At 53.7% G+C, this 20,155-nt stretch carries 17 protein-coding genes and 1 pseudogene; 12 read left to right on the top strand and 6 right to left on the bottom strand.

Annotated elements, in window-relative coordinates; translation table 11 throughout:
* Positions 1 to 284 precede the first annotated feature (284 nt).
* The 4 genes from ACOOFE_RS06540 to ACOOFE_RS06525 all read left to right on the top strand — a co-directional run bounded on the left by ACOOFE_RS06540 (position 285) and on the right by ACOOFE_RS06525 (position 3,029).
* Entirely contained in the window at positions 285 to 494 is a 210-nt protein-coding gene (locus ACOOFE_RS06540) for a hypothetical protein (protein ID WP_420414210.1), read from the top strand.
* A 252-nt stretch (positions 495 to 746) separates the two neighbouring features.
* Positions 747 to 947 (top strand): hypothetical protein, encoded by a 201-nt coding sequence (locus tag ACOOFE_RS06535; protein WP_420414209.1) that lies wholly within the window; start codon positions 747 to 749, stop codon positions 945 to 947.
* A gap of 260 nt (positions 948 to 1,207) precedes the next feature.
* Positions 1,208 to 1,618 (top strand): DUF3775 domain-containing protein, encoded by a 411-nt coding sequence (locus ACOOFE_RS06530; protein ID WP_141185659.1) that lies wholly within the window; start codon positions 1,208 to 1,210, stop codon positions 1,616 to 1,618.
* Between the two features lie 412 nt (positions 1,619 to 2,030).
* Positions 2,031 to 3,029, top strand: coding sequence for a heparan-alpha-glucosaminide N-acetyltransferase (locus tag ACOOFE_RS06525; RefSeq protein WP_420414208.1), 999 nt, complete (start codon positions 2,031 to 2,033; stop codon positions 3,027 to 3,029).
* A gap of 24 nt (positions 3,030 to 3,053) precedes the next feature.
* On the opposite strand, the gene ACOOFE_RS06520 is transcribed toward ACOOFE_RS06525, so the two are convergent.
* Together ACOOFE_RS06520 and ACOOFE_RS06515 are read right to left on the bottom strand one after the other, a co-directional pair.
* Entirely contained in the window at positions 3,054 to 3,476 is a 423-nt protein-coding gene (locus ACOOFE_RS06520; protein ID WP_420414207.1) for a BLUF domain-containing protein, read from the bottom strand.
* 175 nt (positions 3,477 to 3,651) lie between these two features.
* Positions 3,652 to 4,569 (bottom strand): phosphotransferase, encoded by a 918-nt coding sequence (locus tag ACOOFE_RS06515; RefSeq protein ID WP_420414206.1) that lies wholly within the window; start codon positions 4,567 to 4,569, stop codon positions 3,652 to 3,654.
* Positions 4,570 to 4,609: 40 nt separating this feature from the next.
* Here ACOOFE_RS06515 and ACOOFE_RS06510 point away from each other — a divergent pair, with 40 nt between their 5' ends.
* Positions 4,610 to 4,897, top strand: coding sequence for a SelT/SelW/SelH family protein (locus ACOOFE_RS06510; protein ID WP_420414205.1), 288 nt, complete (start codon positions 4,610 to 4,612; stop codon positions 4,895 to 4,897).
* A 49-nt stretch (positions 4,898 to 4,946) separates the two neighbouring features.
* Here ACOOFE_RS06510 and ACOOFE_RS06505 read toward each other — a convergent pair whose 3' ends face one another.
* Together ACOOFE_RS06505 and ACOOFE_RS06500 are read right to left on the bottom strand one after the other, a co-directional pair.
* Positions 4,947 to 5,603 (bottom strand): hypothetical protein, encoded by a 657-nt coding sequence (locus ACOOFE_RS06505; protein ID WP_420414204.1) that lies wholly within the window; start codon positions 5,601 to 5,603, stop codon positions 4,947 to 4,949.
* A 5-nt stretch (positions 5,604 to 5,608) separates the two neighbouring features.
* Positions 5,609 to 5,899, bottom strand: a complete 291-nt coding sequence (locus ACOOFE_RS06500; protein WP_141185652.1) for a hypothetical protein — start codon at positions 5,897 to 5,899, stop codon at positions 5,609 to 5,611.
* Between the two features lie 110 nt (positions 5,900 to 6,009).
* Here ACOOFE_RS06500 and ACOOFE_RS06495 point away from each other — a divergent pair, with 110 nt between their 5' ends.
* From ACOOFE_RS06495 to betC, 4 genes are all read left to right on the top strand, one after another.
* The gene (locus ACOOFE_RS06495) at positions 6,010 to 6,849 is read left to right on the top strand and encodes a LysR family transcriptional regulator (RefSeq protein WP_420414203.1); all 840 of its coding nucleotides are present in this window, start codon (positions 6,010 to 6,012) and stop codon (positions 6,847 to 6,849) included.
* Positions 6,850 to 7,004: 155 nt separating this feature from the next.
* A complete protein-coding gene (locus ACOOFE_RS06490) occupies positions 7,005 to 7,733 on the top strand; it encodes a substrate-binding periplasmic protein (RefSeq protein ID WP_420414202.1) in 729 nt (242 codons plus the stop codon).
* 157 nt (positions 7,734 to 7,890) lie between these two features.
* Positions 7,891 to 10,413 carry a methyl-accepting chemotaxis protein gene (locus ACOOFE_RS06485; RefSeq protein WP_420414201.1) on the top strand — a complete coding sequence of 841 codons (2,523 nt, stop codon included), beginning with the start codon at positions 7,891 to 7,893 and terminating at the stop codon, positions 10,411 to 10,413.
* A 393-nt stretch (positions 10,414 to 10,806) separates the two neighbouring features.
* Entirely contained in the window at positions 10,807 to 12,324 is a 1,518-nt protein-coding gene (gene betC / locus ACOOFE_RS06480) for a choline-sulfatase (protein WP_420414200.1), read from the top strand.
* Between the two features lie 271 nt (positions 12,325 to 12,595).
* Here the strand turns inward: betC and ACOOFE_RS06475 are convergent, their stop codons facing one another.
* Positions 12,596 to 13,825, bottom strand: a complete 1,230-nt coding sequence (locus ACOOFE_RS06475; RefSeq protein WP_420414199.1) for an alpha/beta fold hydrolase — start codon at positions 13,823 to 13,825, stop codon at positions 12,596 to 12,598.
* Positions 13,826 to 13,989: 164 nt separating this feature from the next.
* On the opposite strand from ACOOFE_RS06475, the gene ACOOFE_RS06470 reads away from it, so the two are divergent.
* The 3 genes from ACOOFE_RS06470 to ACOOFE_RS06460 all read left to right on the top strand — a co-directional run bounded on the left by ACOOFE_RS06470 (position 13,990) and on the right by ACOOFE_RS06460 (position 19,056).
* Entirely contained in the window at positions 13,990 to 14,355 is a 366-nt protein-coding gene (locus tag ACOOFE_RS06470) for a MarR family winged helix-turn-helix transcriptional regulator (RefSeq protein ID WP_420414198.1), read from the top strand.
* Between the two features lie 98 nt (positions 14,356 to 14,453).
* Positions 14,454 to 17,327 (top strand): excinuclease ABC subunit UvrB, encoded by a 2,874-nt coding sequence (uvrB, locus tag ACOOFE_RS06465; RefSeq protein ID WP_420414197.1) that lies wholly within the window; start codon positions 14,454 to 14,456, stop codon positions 17,325 to 17,327.
* Between the two features lie 115 nt (positions 17,328 to 17,442).
* On the top strand, positions 17,443 to 19,056 hold the full coding sequence (locus ACOOFE_RS06460; protein WP_420414196.1) for an anti-phage dCTP deaminase: 1,614 nt from the start codon (positions 17,443 to 17,445) through the stop codon (positions 19,054 to 19,056).
* Positions 19,057 to 19,849: 793 nt separating this feature from the next.
* On the opposite strand, the pseudogene ACOOFE_RS06455 reads toward ACOOFE_RS06460, so the two are convergent.
* A pseudogene (locus tag ACOOFE_RS06455) lies at positions 19,850 to 20,143 on the bottom strand (GIY-YIG nuclease family protein).
* Positions 20,144 to 20,155 lie beyond the last annotated feature (12 nt).

Genomic DNA, 20,155 nt, shown 5'->3' with positions numbered 1-20,155 from the left:
TCGTCAGAAAAAGCAAACAAACCATAAAATCACTCAGTTAAAGTCTCTCTTTATTTAGATTTATCAGCAATTTAGTCAATAAATAGGTGAAAAACTTGAAATATTCAGAATGAACTTCTGACAAATATTTTCTAACGCCGCTTTTTACGGAACTCCTGCCTTCGCTGCGCCGCCTTAACCTGCCCCATAATTGTCATGAAATGGCGCCAGCAAAGCCCAAGTGGCGACCGTGTACCGGCGCAATTTCATAGAAAAGTGCTGCCGTGGAAATGACGGAGGCCCCCATGCTGAAGCACCGAGACAACACCCGCAGCCATAACGATGACACCAGCACAATTCTGTCCGCAATCCTCTTCGGGTTTGCAACTGTACTCCTGATGCTGCTTGTTGTTGTGCCGCGGCCGGCCGCAATTCTGCCCGTGCTGGCGCTGGTTCTTATGGTCCAACTGACCCGGATGCTCGGCCTGCGCCTTTATCGCGATTTTGTCGACTAGTGGTTTGACTCCAACATTTGCATCCCAGTGACGCACACTCATTTTGCAAATGTTGGAGTCTTAAGACCACTGGCCAAGCCTATGTTTCTAGTGGATCTTTTGAATTTGACATCTGAAAAGAGCCTTTCCGAAAACGGAGTCAATTGTCGAATTCGATCCACTAGGCCGCTAGCTATCTCAACGTTCAAAAAGACTGATGCCATGACTGACGATTCAACCAATCGAACTCCTGCAAAATCAGCGGATACAAAAATGCTCAAATTGCCAAGGTCTCGAACCCACGATGTGCAAGACGCCCGCCCGTTGTTGCAGGCCATTTGCCTCGGGATTTTTCTTGCCGCAGTCCTGACGGCCGCTGCGGCATTGGCCGATCCGAATACAGAATTGAAGGAATTGTTCAAAACCAGTGGGATCGGAGGGACCATCCCGGTTTCCACTCAAATGGACAAATAGCTATCCTGCACTTGTCTATGCGCTGTTGATCCCGATCAAGGACAAGCCTGCTTCATATCCGAAAACTAGACCAGAACGAGGGTGGAGCCTTGAGGTGCTGCTGCGGCCCAATAAGCCGCGCTCACTGCGATTGATGACCAATATTGGTTTCAAAAGCTCCTAAAGCAGCAAATAAGAGACAAAAAACAGGAATTTGCAGGATGGCCATTGCCAAGGAACTGAAGTGGACTGATAAAGAAAGTAGTATTTCGGAGGCAGTCATGGACGTTGATCTCTCTCTATCAGCCGATACCATCCGGATGTTGGTGCAAAAGGCCAAAGCAGTCGCCGTATCTTCGAACGACACGTTTGAGGATGGGCATGAGGGCGACGTAGAGTTTGATGCCGACACGCTTGAGGAGGCTCACAGTCACGACGGTTTGGCGGAAGAGGAAAATGATGACCTTTCCGACGAAGAACTGCGCGAGTTGCTGGAAGACCTGAACGTGGACGAATCCGCCGAGCTGGTTGCCATCGCTTGGATCGGCCGGGGCGATTTTGAAGCGGAAGATTTTACCCAAGCCGTGCAGGAAGCCAAGGAGCGCGCTGTCGGGTCAACCGCGACATACTTACTCGGGATGCCTATGCTGGCAGACTACTTGGAAGCAGGTCTGGACGCCCTGTCCCTCTGATTTTCGCTTGATGGCGGGCATTTCCCAAGGCCCGCCAGGGACTTCCTTCAAGTCAATTGCGGAAATGGTGTTTTGCATGGCCATCCACAACTAGACGTTTTTCTTGGGAAAACAGCTTCAGATTCTATTTACCATCTTTTCGCCACGAACTTTCTGGAGCAACCTCTGCGGCAGGTTATCTCGACCGAAAGGGTAGTGGATATGCTGCAAGATCCGGTCAATCAGGATATGTTTGCCACTCATCGGCCATCTCCTTGGCCCTACGTTGGTGCGATCCTTTGTGCAGTGGCGCTAGTCACCACATTAATGATGGCTTTCAGTGGCTGACCTCCGGCGCTTCACATAAAACTGCCAAGCGCGCTGAGCGGAATTTCAATCGCTTTTGCAACGGACCGGCGGTATGCAAGGTCCCATGACAGTTTCATCCGGATACAGCGATGCAATAGAAACGTCTGGCCAAGCGTCTGGACGGCTCGCACTTTTGGATCTGGCGCGCGGCCTCGCCGTCATCGCCATGGTGATTTACCATTTTTCCTGGGACTTATCCTGGTTTGCCTTTGTCGATTGGCAAGTTGCAGACGCTGCGGGATGGCGAACAGTTGCCATCTCAATCGCAGCAAGTTTTCTGTTTCTGGCCGGTATCAGCCTGGATCTCGCCCATCATCGCCAGATTCGATTGCGGTCGTTTTGGAAACGGGAAGCCATTATTCTAGCGGCGGCGGCCAGTGTTTCGCTCGGCACTTATTTCGCTTTACCTGAGATTTTCGTTCGCTTTGGCATTCTGCATTGCATCGCCGCTTCGAGCCTCATCGCACTGCCCTTCACCCGTCTGTCGATGTTTTTTTCCGCTGTTGCCGGCGTCACCTTTTTAGCCCTGCCCCACCTGGTTTCTACGAACGTCTTCGACGGCGATCTTTGGCTCTGGACAGGATTGGGAGCCCCCGCGAGTGCCAGCGTTGATTATGTTCCGCTAGCGCCCTGGACTGGAGCCACGCTGCTAGGGATCACAGCTTCACAGATGGTCCGCAGGGCTGGACTGTTGGAGCGGCTCTCAACACTCCGCTTCAGCGGCCGGCCCGGCCTCCTGTTGCAATGGATGGGCCGCCATTCCCTGCCGATCTATCTCCTTCATCAGCCCGTGCTCTTTGGCCTGGTTTGGAGCGTCACTGTCCTCGGGCCAGACATGGATACAACGAGCCGCAGTTTCCAAAAGAATTGCACCGCAACCTGCACGCAGAGCTTAGATAACGAGCCGCTTTGCAAAGCGGCCTGCGCCTGCACGTTAACTGGATTGAAAACACAGAATGTATGGGAGCCGTTGCTGGCAACACCGCAAGATCCCAGCTTGCAAACCCAAATGAGTGCTCTCTACAGCACGTGCCTTGCCGATCCCCAGACTTACGCCAGATAACACGCTGTTGCCGTGACGTTGCACTTAACCTGAAGCGGGGTTCGCGACCTGCACCATCTCGTTCAGAAAAGCACGGATGCGATCCCCATTCATGTCATAGGGATTAAATGACTTCTTGGTTGTGTATTTGAAAGCCATCGGTTCGTGATACTCACTTTCGCCAATGTACGCCATGCTCCATTCTGAAAAACTGCGAGATGGGACCTCCCTGTAATCCAGGATAACCGGATCTTCGTGTCTTGGGTCCTTGGCAATCGCATTGTAGAGCCGATTAACGTCCATCCTGCCGCCTTCAAGGCATTGAACAAAGAACTTGCTATTGAAGAGGAGGACACCGGTCAGACCGAGTTTCGGATTATTACTCCGCGCTTTCTGAAGAATGCCGTCAATCGCGACATCATCAATATCCTTGGTTTTGCTGGCATAAATCATTGAAACCAAATGCATTGCACGCCCCCAAAGCTTGAAGTCGACTAACTGAATGTTATCAGACCATCAATGGCATAAGGGATTTTGCTTAATTTTGAGTTGTGCAACCCTACTTCTGCCGTAAGGGAATTTTTCTCTCATAGTGGAATAAAACCATTCTGATGAGTTTCTTCCCGGGCTGCGAGCCCCTTGTTCAAGAAAATCCAAGGCTGGAGTTAAAGGCCCGAGTGAATCGGTCATGAGCAAATGGAGCAAATACCTTTCGATCCCGCCCCTTTGATATCTGCAAAAGCGCCCACATGGCCGAGATGCTATCGCAACGCGCCTTCGTGATTTGCAGGTCTCTGTTTGAAACTTTCAGTCCGCCCTGACCTTGATAGGCTTGCAGAAAACGGCTTTCCGCTGCCGCATCAAAGCCATGCTCCTGAATTGCATAGGCCAGGTCCCATGACCGGGCTGCCATACCTGAAAACTCCCAATCGATCAGCCACACCCGCCTCGTTGCAAACAAGCAGTTTCCCGGCGACAGATCTCCATGACTTGGCACTGGCTCAATTCCTGTTTCTGTTCCACGAGCCTCAAACAGAGCAGCCAAGTCCCCGATCTGATCCATCAAGTCGTTATTCAAAAGTGCAGGCTCCAAGGCATCCCTAGCGCCGTTTACCTGCGAAAAAAGACTTTCAAATACGTGCTTTGGATTGATGTCCCCCTCAAACTGCAGCCCGGAGGTATGCAGGCTGGCCAGTTGTTTCCCAAGCAACTCCGGCAAATCATCTCCAGAAGCCACCAGGCCTTCTACACTTCGGGTCACCAATGTTCCTGTCGATGGTTCAATGAAGATTGGCGCTACCGCCACACCAATATCCGCAGCAAGGCGCACATTATGCGCTTCCCGATACCGGTCGACCGGCGCCTTTGCGCCTCCGGTGCCCAGCCGTAGAAAAAATACGCCCTTTTCTGCCGTCACGCGAAGCACATGATTGCTGAGACCATCCATCACTTCGGCCGCAACTGGTAATCCCATGACCGCAAACAACTCCGGAGATTGCTGGAATGCCGTCTGCAATGTCTTGGGCAAGGAGGCTGGAACATCGGAATAGGAATGTGGCAAGAGAGGTCTTCGAATTCGCAAAAAACAGGATTGAAGGATCATGCAGGACCTTCCCGCGCCCCATATCATCATCACCTATTGCCGCCAATGCAATTGGCTGTTGCGCTCCGCCTGGCTGGCGCAAGAAATCCTGTCGACGTTTTCTGAAGAAACCGGCGCTGTAACGCTTGTCCCAGGAACCGGCGGCACCTTTACGATCACCTGCGACGGGACCACTGTTTGGGACCGCAAGGCGGATGGCGGCTTCCCTGAGGCAAAAATCTTGAAACAACGCCTGCGGGATCTTCTTTGGCCGGAAATGGATTTGGGCCATAACGAGCGGAAATAGGCTTGGTGACGGGTCACCAAGCCTATCATGGAAACTCTGAAAGCGATTATCAGTCAGGCTTGGCAACGAGATATGTGAAGGACACAAGGTGCTTCATGTTGAATGCCCCGACCATCTCCAGGATCTCTTGATTGTTCTCCCGGAAGCGGCTGCCGTTCTCCGGCGTGTCGTAATAAATCGCGACCACTTCATCGGGTGTCCGTACCCCCGACGCCCGGTGCACGTCTATGAAGAGTTCATTGTGATACCGGTCCTCAAGCGGCTCAACAACGTTTCCAATGGCTTTTAGATCCACATTTCGGGCGTCGATGTTCTTGTTGTTGTAATAGGCGACCTTTAGCAGGTACTGCCGGTTCTTGACCTCTTCACCCTGCGCCGGATCTTCCAATAACTCCAATCCCCCTTCCAGGATGAGGGGTGCTTCGAGGTTGGCCAGCAATCCCTTTGCACCACCGCCTGATAGCTGAGGTCCATTGCAGTTGAGGAGGACAAAGCGGTTGGCATCGGGAAGATCAAGATTGCCTTGACGGGCAACGATTGTTCCCTGCCGGGTCAACGAACATCCGCTATTGTCAAAGGCAGATTGAGACACTCCTTTTTCAGCGGAGTACAAGGCGAAAACACCGACTTTGTCGGACGCCTGTACGGCTGCTGACGTAAACGAAAAAGCCATCAAAAACGCGGCAGCTGTATTCAGAAAACGCATGTTCATCACTCCACTTCGATTTCCACTTGGTGATCCTTGAAAACATCCGTTGGCCGCTGATGATCAGGCGTCATCATTCCCCGGATTGCGGAAATCGGCTTTTGAAGCAGCAGGACCGGGTGGGCGGGCGTCGGCAGATTTGGCGCATTGCCCAAAAAAGTCGCTGTAAATTGGTCTTCGTTCCAGCTGTAGTCCAGCTCGGCAACCTGGGTCCCGGCATGAATTAGACCGAGCCGCATGCTTCCTTGCATCGGCTCCGGGATGTCTGCATGTAACAAACTGATTTGGTAAGTCATTCCTTGCACTCCTCGTTGGGAATGCTTTTTGGATACCGCAGTTGAAATGGATAAAAAATTCTCCATAATTGCAACATTATGTCGCAAAAATCATCCATCAAGAGTGCGTGATGCAGTGGGACCATCTGAAAACATTCCTGACTTTTTTGCGGGAAGGCTCCGTCAGACAGGCCGCAAAACGGCTTGAAACGACACATTCAACCGTCGCCCGGCAATTGAAGACTCTTGAGGCTGACTTGGGCGGACCGCTTTTTGAACCAGGCGCGAAAAACCGGGAACTCACCCCTTTGGGCAGTCGTATTCTCCCAATTGCAGAACGAATGGAAAAAGACGCCGCTTCTATCGACCGGGCCGCATTCGCAGAAGATACCAGCCTGGCCGGCCCTGTTCGATTGTCCGTCTCTGAGAGCCTATATTTAAGCGTGCTCGCACCGGTTCTCGGAAACTTCCTGCAACAGTTTCCGATGATCATTTTGGAGTTGGTTATGTCTGATCAGCTGACCAGCCTGCCGAAACGGGAAGCCGATGTCGTAATTCGTATCACCAAATCACCACCGGATAATGCAGTTGGCCGGAAACTAGCGGACAGTCCAATGTGCCTCTATGCGGCGCCCTCCTACTTGGAGAATAGGCCGAAACTCGATCGATGGATCTCCATCGACTACCCCTTATCGAAAACGCCAGCGATACCCGCCCGGATCGCTGCTGCGGTCGATTCCGCAGTCGCCGCCACCCATATGATCCGGATGGGACAGGGCATCGGTATGATCCCGTGCTACTTGGGAGACAATGATCCCGACGTTGTGCGGTTGCCGGGTTTTGATCCGGTTCCTGATATGGCGGTCTGGATCCTCACCCATACCGATCTGAAAACGAATCCGAGGGTGCGTGTCCTTCTGGATCATCTTTACGGATCATTTTCAGACATCCGGCCAAATATTGAAGGCTGAACTTCAACTGCCAGTTTCAAACGTGATCGAAGGAACTGCGCCTCATTGCTAAGTTGGTGATTTACCTACGTTAGAGGATTGTAAGAATAAGGTGGTTGGCGGCGGTTTTGGAGTACTATCAAACGCACATGTTTGAATCGCGGGAGGCGGACAGAATGCGAACCTTGGTCAATGGCATCGCTTTCATAGTGTGCTTGTTTGGCCTTGTATCCCATGCAGCTGCTGACGCCGAGCAGCCCGATCTGCTTATCTACACCGAAAACTACGAGCCTTTCTATTATCGCGACGAAAATGGCGGGATCGCGGGCCGAGTGACGAACATAGTCCGCACCCTCGCGCAAGATGCGGGTGTATCCATTACGATGCGCCTGGCTCCCTTCAAACGCGGCCTGCTTGTCACACAACGAAAACCAAACACGTGTTTCATGGCGTTGTGGCGGACGGAAGCCCGCGAACCAAACTTCGAGTGGGTTGGCCCGCTGCAAATTGACGGTTTCGCGTATTTCGCCCTGGCAGATAACAAAATCAAATTGACCGCCCATTCGGACACCTTCGCCTACAGCACCGGGGCTGTCGCTGGCTGGACCAGCACGATGGAAGCACAACAAGCTGGTCATCCGCGCTTGACCTTGGTTGATTCTGACATTCTCAACGTTGACATGCTGCTCGCCGGCAGAACCGACCTGTGGCTTGGCGGATTGTTGTCAGCTCCCTACATCGCAGACAAGCGCGGGATTAAGATCAAGAACGTGTTCACACTGAAAGAGGTCGATCTTTCACTGGCGTGCCATCCAGATTCAAATCCCGACGTCCTAAGCAGATTGAGAAAATCTCTCAAGCTGCGCTATTCGATGGTCGATGACACCAAGAATGTCAGGCGTTAAGGCACTTCAAAAGCAACGGCATCGTGAGCAAATTAAATGCAATTGGTGTAGTTATTTCGAAGTACACGGCATTCTCTGATCGCACTGACATATTTGATAAATTTTAAGTATTAACCGGTAAAAATCCCAGTAGATACTGTTATTGGGACATCAGAACATGAAGTTGTCATTTCCGGAAATTGGAAAGCGCCGTAGATCCAGAGAAAATTCCTCAACGGTACCAACCACCTCCAATTCCAAGCAACCGGCATTTCTGAATTGGTCCATCAAAACACAATTGCGAATTGGCTTTGCTGCCATGCTTTTGTGCGCCATTGGCGTCGGGGCCAGCGGCTTGTTCGCGGCATCGCAAGTGCAGACATCGGTCACCACCGCAAAAACGGCAAATGAACTGTTGGGGAATATCCCCACGCTCCTAACCAACGCGCAGAATTACGACCGTTCAGCCACAATTGGCAGCGCCTCAGCTGTCAAATCAGACATTTCATCTCTTTCCGGGCACAGTGCAGACCTGGCTGCTTCACGGCCCGCTGAAGCTGAGAATCTCGACAAAATCATCGCGGATCTTGAAAGCCAGTTTACCGCCCTTGCGGCTGTGCGAACCGATCGCGATATGGCCGTAAACGAGCTGAACTCCCTGACCACCAATCTGGTCGCAACGACAAACAAGGTTTTCGAGGACTACACAGCCCTTGAGGTCTACCGGTCGACCCTTGCCCTTACGAACAAGGGCAAGATGAATGACCTCAACAAAGTCTCGCCACGTCTTACAAACATGCGCACCACCGCAGCTATGCTCGAACAGGAAACATCTGCGTTTGTAGCGTCTGCAGACAAGGCCGCAGGCAAGAAACTCGCGGATCGGGTCAAAAACCTGGAGAAGGATGCCAAGGCAGTCCGCAGAACCGTGAAAACCAAGGCTTTGAAGGCTGACGTCAAAAAGCTGATCAAAACCTCCAAAGCCCTTGGCAAGAAAATCAAGGCCCATAAGGCACCAGGCTCAGACGATGTCTGGAAATCGGACTTTCAGCCGCTTGCGAATGAGCTCAGCACATTGGCGGAAAGCATCATTTCCGAGGCACAAGCCCCGATAAAGGAGCTGCGTGCCGAACTGCGCGCGTTTGAAGCGGCCTCCGCCGAAATCGCACTTCTATCTTCAAACACCCAGAACATCGCCCGGAGCGTGTTGGGAATCCGCAGTTCCTATGCCGATTTTCTGAACACTCCTTCAGATGCGGTCGCAGCCAGTTTTCAGGACTATCTCAATGGCGCCAAGTCGCAGCTCGCGGATCTGGAGAAAGTTAGGGTCGCCGCTCTCAAAGAGACCAAGGACAAAGCCTATTCGGACCTCTTGAACGGTCCTTTGCAGACACTAGTGAAAGCAGGCACAGACGGTTTTCCGGCACTCGCAGCGACATTTGAAACGGTGATTACAAGCACCCGGGATCTAAACGCAAGTCAGACTGCATTCACTACGGCGGTTACCCAGCTGACCGAACAAGCTGAAGCCATTAGTTTGGCATCAGGAAACTCGGCAGTCGGGTCGGCAACCGCGGCCCAAACCCAGATCACGGGAGCCCTTGTTGTAGCCCTTGCGATGGGGATCGGCTTTGTGGTCCTGTTAACCGGAGCCATCATCCGGCCCTTGCGCGGTCTGACCGGTGCCATGCAGCAATTGCAAGACGGTAAAACCGACCTTGATCTGGCAGCAGACCAGCGCGGCGATGAAATCGGCGATATGGCACGCGCCGTTGGTACGTTCCGAGACCGCGAAGTTGAACGCGTGCGGCTGGAAGCGGAAACCGAAGCCAGCGCCGAAGCTGTCCGCCAGCGCCAGCAGGCGGTTGACGATCTGGTTGCCAACTTCCGTGAAGACATTGAGACCGCGCTCTCAACTGTTAACGGCAACATGCAGCAGCTGGAAGATACCGCAGAACAACTGACAGGAATTGCCGACACCACGAACGGCAAAAGCGAAGACGCCAGCCTGGCTTCCAGCCAAACCAGCCAGAACGTCCAGACAATCGCGGCCGCGACCGAAGAGCTGTCCGCCTCAGTTCAGGAAGTTGGCCGGCAGGTAAACGCCACCCTGGGCCGCGTCGAAGAAGTGACCGGTGCCACCCGGACATCCAACGACCAAATCCGTGGCTTGTCAGCAGCCGCAGAGCGCATTGGCGCAGTGGTCCAGCTCATTCAGGAAATCGCAGAACAGACCAATCTGCTTGCCCTCAATGCCACCATTGAAGCAGCCCGCGCCGGCGAAGCGGGCAAAGGGTTTGCCGTTGTCGCCTCCGAGGTCAAATCCCTCGCCGGTCAAACCGCCAAGGCAACCGATGAGATTTCCAGCCAGGTGTCCGAAATCCAGCACTCCACCGGGGCCGCTGTGGACGCAATCAGCGCAATTATGAACATGATGGAAGACGTCAACGAAACCGCCGCGGCGATGGCCGATTCCGTCGAGCAACAATCCGAAGCAACCGCCGAGATTTCGACCGGTGTTTCGCAAGCTGCCGCACAAACGGCCACGGTCTCCAACCACGTCGGCGACTTGTCCAAAGGATCCAGTGAGACCAGCCAATCGGCCAAACAGGTCGAATCCATCGCTGACGAAGCCACCGCCCAACTCAACACTGTCACCAGCCGGATAGACCGCTTCCTGAAAGACGTCGCGGCGGCATAAGTGCCGCCTTCCCGGCCATAAAAGACCGGCAACTGGAACTCTTTGGCGACGGAACGCGGGCTGGAGGGAACTTCCACCTGAATGTGCTGACAAATTCAATCCGCGCTGCGATCAGAGCGACTGCAGATCATTTAGATCTGGCTCTGCGCTAAGCATAGGCATTTCTCCAGATCCCCATTTGCTGTCTCGAAACAGAACGATTTGCTTGACCTGAAAGCTGGAGCGCACTTCAGGTCACGACGCATTCTTCAGTTTCTCAGTACCTGGCGCCAACCATGAGTTTTCGCCCAACAAGCTTCGGATCTTTTTTGATTGACTGATCAATCAGGAAAAATCCATAGTCTGCCAACACAGCCAAAAGCATTGGCGCCGGGAACGCGGGAGGAGGCTGCGATGAGTGATAAGAAAAACATTCTGATCCTGATGGTTGATCAGTTAAATGGCACGCTGTTTCCAGATGGTCCGGCGGACTTCCTTCATGCGCCAAATTTGAAAAAGCTGGCGGAACAGTCTGTCCGTTTTGAGAACACCTACACGGCATCCCCGCTTTGCGCCCCGGGACGGGCGAGTTTCATGTCCGGCCAATTGCCGCGCCGGACCGGGGTCTATGACAATGCCGCAGAATTTGCCTCTGATATCCCGACTTACGCGCACCATCTGCGCCGCGCCGGTTACACCACGTGCCTGTCTGGAAAAATGCATTTCGTCGGCCCGGATCAGATGCATGGTTTTGAGGAGCGGCTGACCACCGACATTTACCCGGCCGATTTCGGCTGGACTCCAGACTACCGCAAGCCGGGCGAGCGGATCGACTGGTGGTATCACAATATGGGATCCGTGACTGGCGCCGGTATTGCGGAAATCTCCAACCAGATGGAGTATGACGACGACGTAGCTTTTCAGGCCGTGCGCAAGATCTATGATTATGGCCGGGGCAAATACGACCGCCCCTTCTGCCTAACCGTCAGCTTCACGCATCCGCATGATCCCTATGTCGCCCGCAAGAAATACTGGGACCTTTACGAGGATTGTGAGCACCTGCTGCCGGAGGTTCCGGCCAAGGCCTATGAGGACCACGACCCGCATTCCAAGCGGATTTTCGATGCCAACGATTGGCGCAACTTCGACATCACCGAGGACAACATTCGACGGTCCCGCCGCGCCTATTTCGCCAATATCTCCTATCTGGACGACAAGATCGGCGAAATTCTGCATGCGCTGGGCGCCATGGATCTGGCGGACGACACCACCATCCTCTTTGTTTCAGACCATGGTGACATGCTCGGAGAGCGCGGCCTTTGGTTCAAGATGACGTTCTTTGAGGGCTCGTCGCGTGTGCCGCTGATGATCGCCGACAAGGACCTGACGCCGTCCCACATCACCACACCGGTGAGCACGCTCGATGTTCTGCCGACCACCTGTGATCTGGCCGGCATCGACATGAGCGAGATCCTACCCTGGACCGATGGCACAAGCCTGGTTCCGCTCACCAAGGGGCAAGAGCGCATGGAACCGGTCCTGATGGAATACGCAGCCGAAGCCTCCTATGCCCCGCTGGTCGGTATACGGGAGGGCGACTGGAAATACATCCACTGCGAACTCGACCCGCCCCAGCTGTTCAACCTGGCCGATGATCCGCAAGAGCTGACAAATCTGGCAGATGACCCTGCCCATGCGGACACCGCAGCAGGCTTTGCAAAAAAAGCATCAGAACAATGGGACATGGCCGCCTTTGACGCCGAAGTCCGCCAGTCCCAGGCCCGCCGCTGGATCGTCTACGAGGCTCTCAGAAACGGTGCCTATTTCCCCTGGGACTACCAGCCCCTGCAAAAAGCTTCGGAACGCTACATGCGCAACCACATGGATTTGAATGAGGTGGAGGAAGGCAACCGCTTTCCGCGTGGCGAGTGAAGCTCCTTTTGGATGCTCCTCAAAGGAGACAAGCGGGAGAGTTTTGAAACAGGAATAATATCGCAAAAGCGAACACGCGCGCTGACAGGCATATTGTTGCTGGCCATGAGCAACCTCCCATGAGATGGCGTCTACATCGCCCAACCACTTAAGCGAAGCGTTAGCGATCGCTCTTGTTGTCGCCATCTCAGCAACCTCTTGCCTGATTGGGCATCAGGAGATCAAGGCAGGTGGTGAAACGCCGACCTGCCTTGACGGTTCTCCTGCTGTCCTAGTCGCGGATTTTTCCAGCAATCCAGCTTGCGGCGATCGCCTCCCGTGGGTCCCGTTGCGGACAGTGGCCCGGTTCGTCGGTCACGTGCAGGGTGACATCCGAACCGCGAGCCATCAGCGACTGAACGTCGCCCAACGGCGCCACAGGGTCCCGGTTTGTCAGAATTGCGAGAAGCGGGGTGTCAATCCGCGGCCCCTCAAACAACCCTTGGCTTTTTAATGACAAGGGACGGAGACCCACCGACATTTCTTCAAAGCTTGCGCTGATGTCGAGGCCAAGCCGGGCGCGAACACCATCCATCGTAAAGGCCGGAAACTGGCTGTAGGCATCCGGCGGAGCCATGAAGGGCCGGTGCAGCGGGCCGCACATGTAAATGACACCGGCCAGGTCAAGATCCGGCCGGGCAGCCCACGCCCGTGCGGCCGGTGTTCCGCCAAAGCTGGCGCCTTGAACAAAGATGTTTCGGCCATCGATCTCGGGCAACGTTTTGAGATGGAGGGCTGCGGCGGCGTGCAACTTGTCCAGATCCGGTGAAAATGAATAGGCCGTTGAGCTTCCATTCCCTGGCATATCGAGACTCAGCATGGCGATTTTCCGAACAGCCAGCTGTTTGATGAAGTACGGAAGAAGTTCCTCTTTCGTTACATCCGATCCCATGGAAACGATCACCACAGGAAACGGACCGTCACCTTTGGGAAGATGCAACCAAGTGGAAAATTCCTCGCCATCGAACGGGATATCCAGCTTTCGGATAGGTACAGGCAAAAACTGTCCAGCCTTTTCGTAGGCTTGCCAAGCCAGGGCCAAAGCCGAACGCTGTTCCGGGTCATTCGTATGTGGCGATGACGCCCGCAGAAAATAGCTGAATGCATCACGGTAGCGGCTGGCGGCCGCCTCCGGTTTGTCGTCATCGTTCAAGTCATCAGCCTCTGCCAATGCCGTTTTGCCCAACTCGGTCCAGGTTTCGATCCAGCTTCCGGCCCCACGGCGCGACGGATCATCGGGAAGTGTATCGCTGGGAGCTGTCTCTTTGATTCGTGTCAGTGCGGCTGCAATTTCTTGCGGTCGTCCGCCAACGTGAAGCCAGGTTTCCGGGTCGATCGGGTGATACCAAGAACCTTCGCTGGGAGCCCTGAACTGGTTGCCATCAAGCTCCTGAGCCGGCGCCGCTCCTGTGAATGCAAATCCTGCGGCGATACATGCAGCTAAGAATATTGTTCGGCACATGCTATGTCCTTCTTTAACGCGAGCAAAATTGTCAGTCCAGACTGACGATATACGTAGCTACACAGGATATAATGTCAACCTCGACTGACAAAAAACACTCAAACTCGGCACGCCCAACGATCCGCGGTCTGTTGCAGGACACCTGGCAGAAATTGGATAAGCGCATGATCGAACTACGCAAAGGCACTGGGCTCGATGTGGTTCGACCGGCCGATGCCAACCTGTTCATGACCATCTGCCGCCACCCACGTACGGTGTCAGAACTGGCCCGCGACCGGGGCGTTACCCGCCAGTCGATCCACTCGGCAGTCCACCGGCTGGTCGAAGCCGGCGCCCTCCGGCTCGACCCCGTCCCCGGAAACTTGCGGGACAAGATGCCAGTTCCCACCGAAAAGGGATTGGAAGCGCGAAAAAAAGCCCAGGCGCTGGTTGCAGAGATGGAACAAGAACTCGCTGAAAAACTCGGCCGGGAGAAACTCGAAACGCTCCGTGGCCTTTTGCAGGAACTCAACGAAGTCCCCTTCTCCTGACACCCTTCTGTCAGGAGACTGGCAAGAAGTCTGAGAAACTGGAACAAAGCCGCAACGGAGGGGTTTTCTCACGCGCGGACTCGGACCATATTGCAGCCATGAGCAAGCGCCCCCCAAAAACATCTGCAGACGAAACCAAGACGCCCGACGGCTTCGGCGAGGCCCCGCAGAAGCCCTTGTCTGGCGCCCCTCTGTCCGGCTCGATTTCCGATTGGGCCGCCGAGATATCGGAAGAAGCAGACAAACCTGCGCCCAAAAAGGCCGCAGCAAAAAAGCCAGCGTCCAAAAAAGAAAAGCCCACCAAATCCGCCCGCGGCACGTCCATCGGCAAGGCAGAAAGTGCGCGCGAACGGGCGGCCGGCGGGTTGAACCCGGTCGCCGGGCTGGACATGAGCCTGGAAGAGGCCGAGGCGCTTGAAGCCAAGCTCAAGCAGCACAAGAAGGACAACAAGAAAAAATCCGCCGCCGACGGCCGCTATGGCGAACTCGGCGGAAATCAGGGCGCAACGGCCACCGTGGAAGCCCTGTCGGCGCTGATCGAAAGCGGCAATCCCCTGCACAAGAACGGCGCGGAGTGGGTTCCGCACCGGCCGGAACGCCCGCCAAAATCCGAAGGCGGCGTCGAGATCGTGCTCGCCTCCGAGTATGAGCCCAAGGGCGACCAGCCGACCGCCATTGCCGATCTTGTCGAAGGCATGAACACCGGCGACCAGACCCAGGTGCTGCTTGGTGTCACCGGTTCGGGCAAGACTTATACGATGGCGCAGGTGATCTCCCGCACCCAGCGCCCGGCGCTGATCCTGGCGCCAAACAAGACGCTGGCGGCCCAGCTTTACGGTGAGTTCAAGAGCTTCTTTCCAGACAACGCAGTCGAATATTTCGTTTCCTACTACGACTACTACCAGCCGGAAGCCTACGTCCCGCGCACAGACACCTATATCGAGAAGGAATCCTCGATCAACGAACAGATCGACCGGATGCGCCACTCAGCCACCCGCGCCCTTTTGGAGCGCGACGACGTCATCATCGTCGCTTCGGTGTCCTGCATCTACGGTATCGGCTCGGTCGAAACCTACACGGCGATGACCTTCGCGATTGAGGTGGGTGAGCAGATCGACCAGCGCCAGCTGATCGCCGATCTGGTTGCCCTGCAGTACAAGCGCAACGATGCCGCCTTCCAGCGCGGCACCTTCCGCGTCCGCGGGGATACCATTGAGCTGTTTCCCGCTCACTATGAAGATCGGGCCTGGCGGATCTCGCTGTTTGGCGACGAGATCGAGCAAATCACCGAGTTCGACCCTTTGACCGGCCAGAAATCCGGCGAGCTGAAGAGCGTCAAGATCTACGCCAACTCACACTATGTGACGCCCAAGCCGACCCTGAACCAGGCGACAAAGTCGATCAAGGAAGAGCTGAAACACCGGCTGGAAGAGTTGAACGCCCACGGCCGCCTCTTGGAAGCCCAGCGGCTGGAACAGCGCACTATGTTCGACCTGGAAATGCTGGAGGCGACCGGGTCCTGCGCCGGTATCGAGAACTACTCGCGCTATCTCACCGGCCGCAAGCCGGGTGAACCGCCCCCTACGCTGTTTGAGTATCTGCCGGACAATGCCATCGTTTTTGCCGACGAGAGCCATGTCACCATTCCGCAGATCGGCGCCATGTACCGGGGCGACTTCCGGCGCAAGGCGACGCTGGCAGAGTACGGCTTCAGACTCCCGAGCTGCATGGACAACCGCCCGCTGCGCTTTGAGGAGTGGAACGCCATGCGGCCGCAATCGATTGCGGTCTCGGCCACCCCGGGCAGCTGGGAAATGGAAGAAGCCGGCGGCGTTTTTGCCGAACAGGTGATCCGCCCGACCGGCCTGATCGACCCGCCGGTGGAGATCCGCCCGGCGACGTCTCAGGTCGATGATCTTCTGGGGGAAGTCCGGGAGACCGCCCAGAAAGGTTACCGCACACTGGTCACCACCTTGACCAAGCGTATGGCCGAGGATCTGACCGAATATCTGCACGAAAACGGCGTGCGTGTGCGCTACATGCACTCCGACATCGACACGCTGGAACGCATCGAGATCCTGAGGGATCTGCGCCTCGGCGCCTTCGACGTGCTGGTTGGCATCAACTTGCTGCGCGAGGGCCTCGACATTCCCGAATGTGCGCTGGTCGCGATCCTGGATGCAGACAAGGAAGGCTTTTTGCGCTCCGAAACCTCGCTGATCCAGACCATCGGCCGTGCAGCCCGGAATGTCGACGGCAAGGTGATCCTTTATGCCGACAACATGACCGGCTCCATGGAGCGGGCGATTGCCGAAACCAACCGCCGCCGCGACAAGCAGATGGCCTACAACGCCGAACACGGCATCACGCCGGAAAGCGTCCGCCGCTCCATCGGCGACATTCTGGAATCGGTTTACGAGCAGGACCACGTCACGGTCGATGCCGGCTTCGCCGAGGAAGGGGCGCTGGTCGGCCACAATCTGCAGGCTCACATTTCCGATCTGGAAAAACAGATGCGCGACGCCGCCGCCGATCTCGACTTCGAGACCGCAGCCCGCCTGCGCGACGAAATCAAGCGTCTGCAGGAAACGGAGTTGGCGGTCGCCGACGACGCCATGGCCCGGCAATCTGCCGTCGACCAGAAAACCGGCGGTTACAAGGGCGACAAGAAATTCGGCGCCGGCGGCACCAAGGAAGGCGCTTCGGGCAAGAAGAAGGAAACCGCGAAGGATCGAGCAGCCAAGGCCAAATCAAAGGTTCATAAGCCAAGCCTCGACGAAATGACCGTTGGGCGCACGGAAGTCCCACTAACAAAAGGCCCGCTGCCGCAAAAACCGGCACCCGTCGTCCAGGCAGACGATGCGCCGCATCTTACACCGCGCGGCAAGATCGGCGCCGGGTCTTATGAGGATCCGGTGGACGAGAAAAAACGCCGCGGACGGCCAAAGAAGAGCGGGCGGCCGGGGCAGTAGTTGTATTTTGTCTGGCCCCACACGATTTTCCGGCCTTTGAACGACAATTCATGGTTGAAGTATTTTGAAATATTGCATCTTAATAGGTGCAATAGTATCGAATCACGGGCAACTCATGAATGTAGCAGCGCCTGCGCAAGCAGCTAATCAAAATCAGTCTTCTGCAAGTGAAACAAGGCAATCTCTAGCACAAGCATCTTCGGAACTCGTGATTGGGTTAGTAGGTTTTGCGGGTTCTGGATGCACTTCTGTAGGGAAGGCCTTACACGTGGCATTAGAACAGGCCGGCTACGAACCACAAATCATAAAAATGAGCAGTATTATTGCTGATACGCTTGCCGAAACTTCGCCCCCCGCCATCAACAATGAAGATCCAATGGAGAAAGGAAGAAGCACACTCGAAAGAGCTATCGCCCTGCAGAATGCGGGAGACGAGTTAAGAGACGGAAAGAATTACAAGATTGCGTCATTAGCTATAGACAAAATAATTGAAAAACGCGGCACACGGGAAGTCGGCCGAGAAAAAATAGCCTACATAATAGATTCATTTAAACACACTTCAGAAGTCGAACTTTTTCGGGACGTATATGGATCAAGTTTCAGGCTTATCGCTGTACACTGTGACAAAAAAACTAGAAAAGAGCGTCTATTTGGAGACGTTTCATCTCAAGCGAAATTTGCGGGAGCTGACGAAGAACGAGTAGACTATTTCATTTTACGCGATGAAATGGATAATTCGAACAAAAATGGTCAACAAGTTCGAAAAGTTTTCCATCAAGCCGATTTTTTTCTGGATGATAACAAAAATAATGTGGGATCCATCCAATCAAATTCCGACCTAAAACGGTTTCTAAATTTAATCCTTGGCAATGAGTTTCATCGCCCATTCCCCTCAGAAACCGCAATTTATATGGCCTATTCTGCCGCTCTTCGATCTTCCTGCTTATCCAGACAAGTCGGAGCGGCGATTCTCTCGACTGACGGTGAATTGATATCAATTGGATCCAATGATGTTCCGAAATACGGAGGAGGAACAAACCTTGAAGACCTCAACAAGAACGCACGATGCGCTTACTGGGAATTCGACCTGCAAGATGGAGGAAAATTCCTCGGCTGCCACAACACAAGACTTAAAGCTGATCTAAAAGAAGAAATCGCCGAATCTATAAAAAGTCAAATACTTAATATACTCAACCAAAACTCAAGCCCACGATTGGGTGAAGATGACGTTATTCAAAAAGTTGAACAAATAGATTTCAAAGCCCTTTCAGTACCCAAGGTGAATGATCTCATCGAGTATTCAAGATCAATTCATGCTGAAATGGATGCACTTTTCAGTGCCGCTCGACAAGGTAAGAACATAGTTGGCTCTACACTTTATTGCACTACCTTTCCGTGCCATAACTGCGCAAGACATTTAGTAACTGCTGGCATTAGAGAGGTTTATTACGTAGAACCTTACGTTAAGAGCCTAGCAATAGAATTGCATAGCGATTCTATCCAATTGGATGAAGTCGTTGACCCGGAAAAGCAAACAAGAATGGCTGTACGACCATTTACAGGCGTTGGTCCTCGGATGTATGAAGATCACTTTATAAAGCGCGGTGAGCTCAAGAATGAGGACACTGGCAGTTTCGACTATAAGACGATGGGTTCTCCGATTTCTGGCGCTAGATTAGACGCGCTAGAGAATATTGAGAAAGCAGCAGCTGGCCTTGTGAAAGAATGATCAAAGGTTCAAACATTCTTACCTTCCCAACGCACGAAATTGTTCGTGAAGCGATTCAGCTCGATCTTTTTGATTACTCTGAGATGATAAGGCAAAGGTTCTTAATCAAGGACATAAAAGATCTGCATCAGGAAAATGTTATACACTTTATCAGCAATCTCCGAGTTACCGCTGTCGCCGATCTTCGAGTTTTTCCAACCTTTGAAGTGCCCAAGTTTAACCAAAAAGCACTCCTCCATGAATTTAAGTCCCATTCAGTAACCTATTTCCCTGCTGTATTTATGAGGAAAACCAGATCTCAGTTCAGAGATTTTCAAATACAAAAAGAAAAATTCTTTGATTGCTCCAAATCCGGAACAACTTTATTTATACATGACTTTGACAATAAAAATGAAATAGCGAATTTTCGCCAACATATATTCAAAAGGCTTCCAAATTACACTGAAGTAATTTCGTCATAGAATTACTATTTGAGTAATCGTCATCATTGATTGGTTACCGGATCAAGTTCGGGTAATGACGACGGAGCCTGTGGCACGACCTTCCAACCCGCACGCTGTCATCCCATAACTAGTCGTGGGATCCACTCCGTGTCGTTTCCTAACGATACGATCTTGCTTGGGACACCATCACGGGATGGATTACCCGGTCGAGCCGGGTAATGACGTAGGAGCGGGTGGTACGGCCCATTAAGATACACCGCGACATTCTCGGGCTTGACCATTTCCGTCTTGGATGGATCCATTCAGCGACCTCACCACTTTCTAAGAACAGTGTGCACAAGAAACGGACATCAGCGGTTCAAATACCTGCCGAGATCGAACCAATCCGAGTTCATGGTTTCAATCAGCTCGATCTTCCAATTGCGTGGCCAGCGCTTGATCGCCTTTTCGCGGGCAATGGCTTCAGGAGCGGTCGCATGTTCTTCGTATCAGACCAGCCGCTTGACTGAATAGCGGTTGGTGAACCGTGAACCGGTTCCGGATGTATGTTCGAAGAGCCGTCTCGAGAGATCGTTCGTCACGCCTGTATAAAGCGTGCCGCCCTTGCGCGTTGTCAGGATGTACACCCAGTAGCGCCTCTGCATTCTTGGATAGGA

Origin of the sequence: Roseibium sp. (assembly GCF_965216085.1) — a bacterium.
GTDB lineage: Bacteria > Pseudomonadota > Alphaproteobacteria > Rhizobiales > Stappiaceae > Roseibium.
Note: the sequence above shows the minus strand (reverse complement) of the source record. Positions and strands in the feature narration are given on the sequence as shown.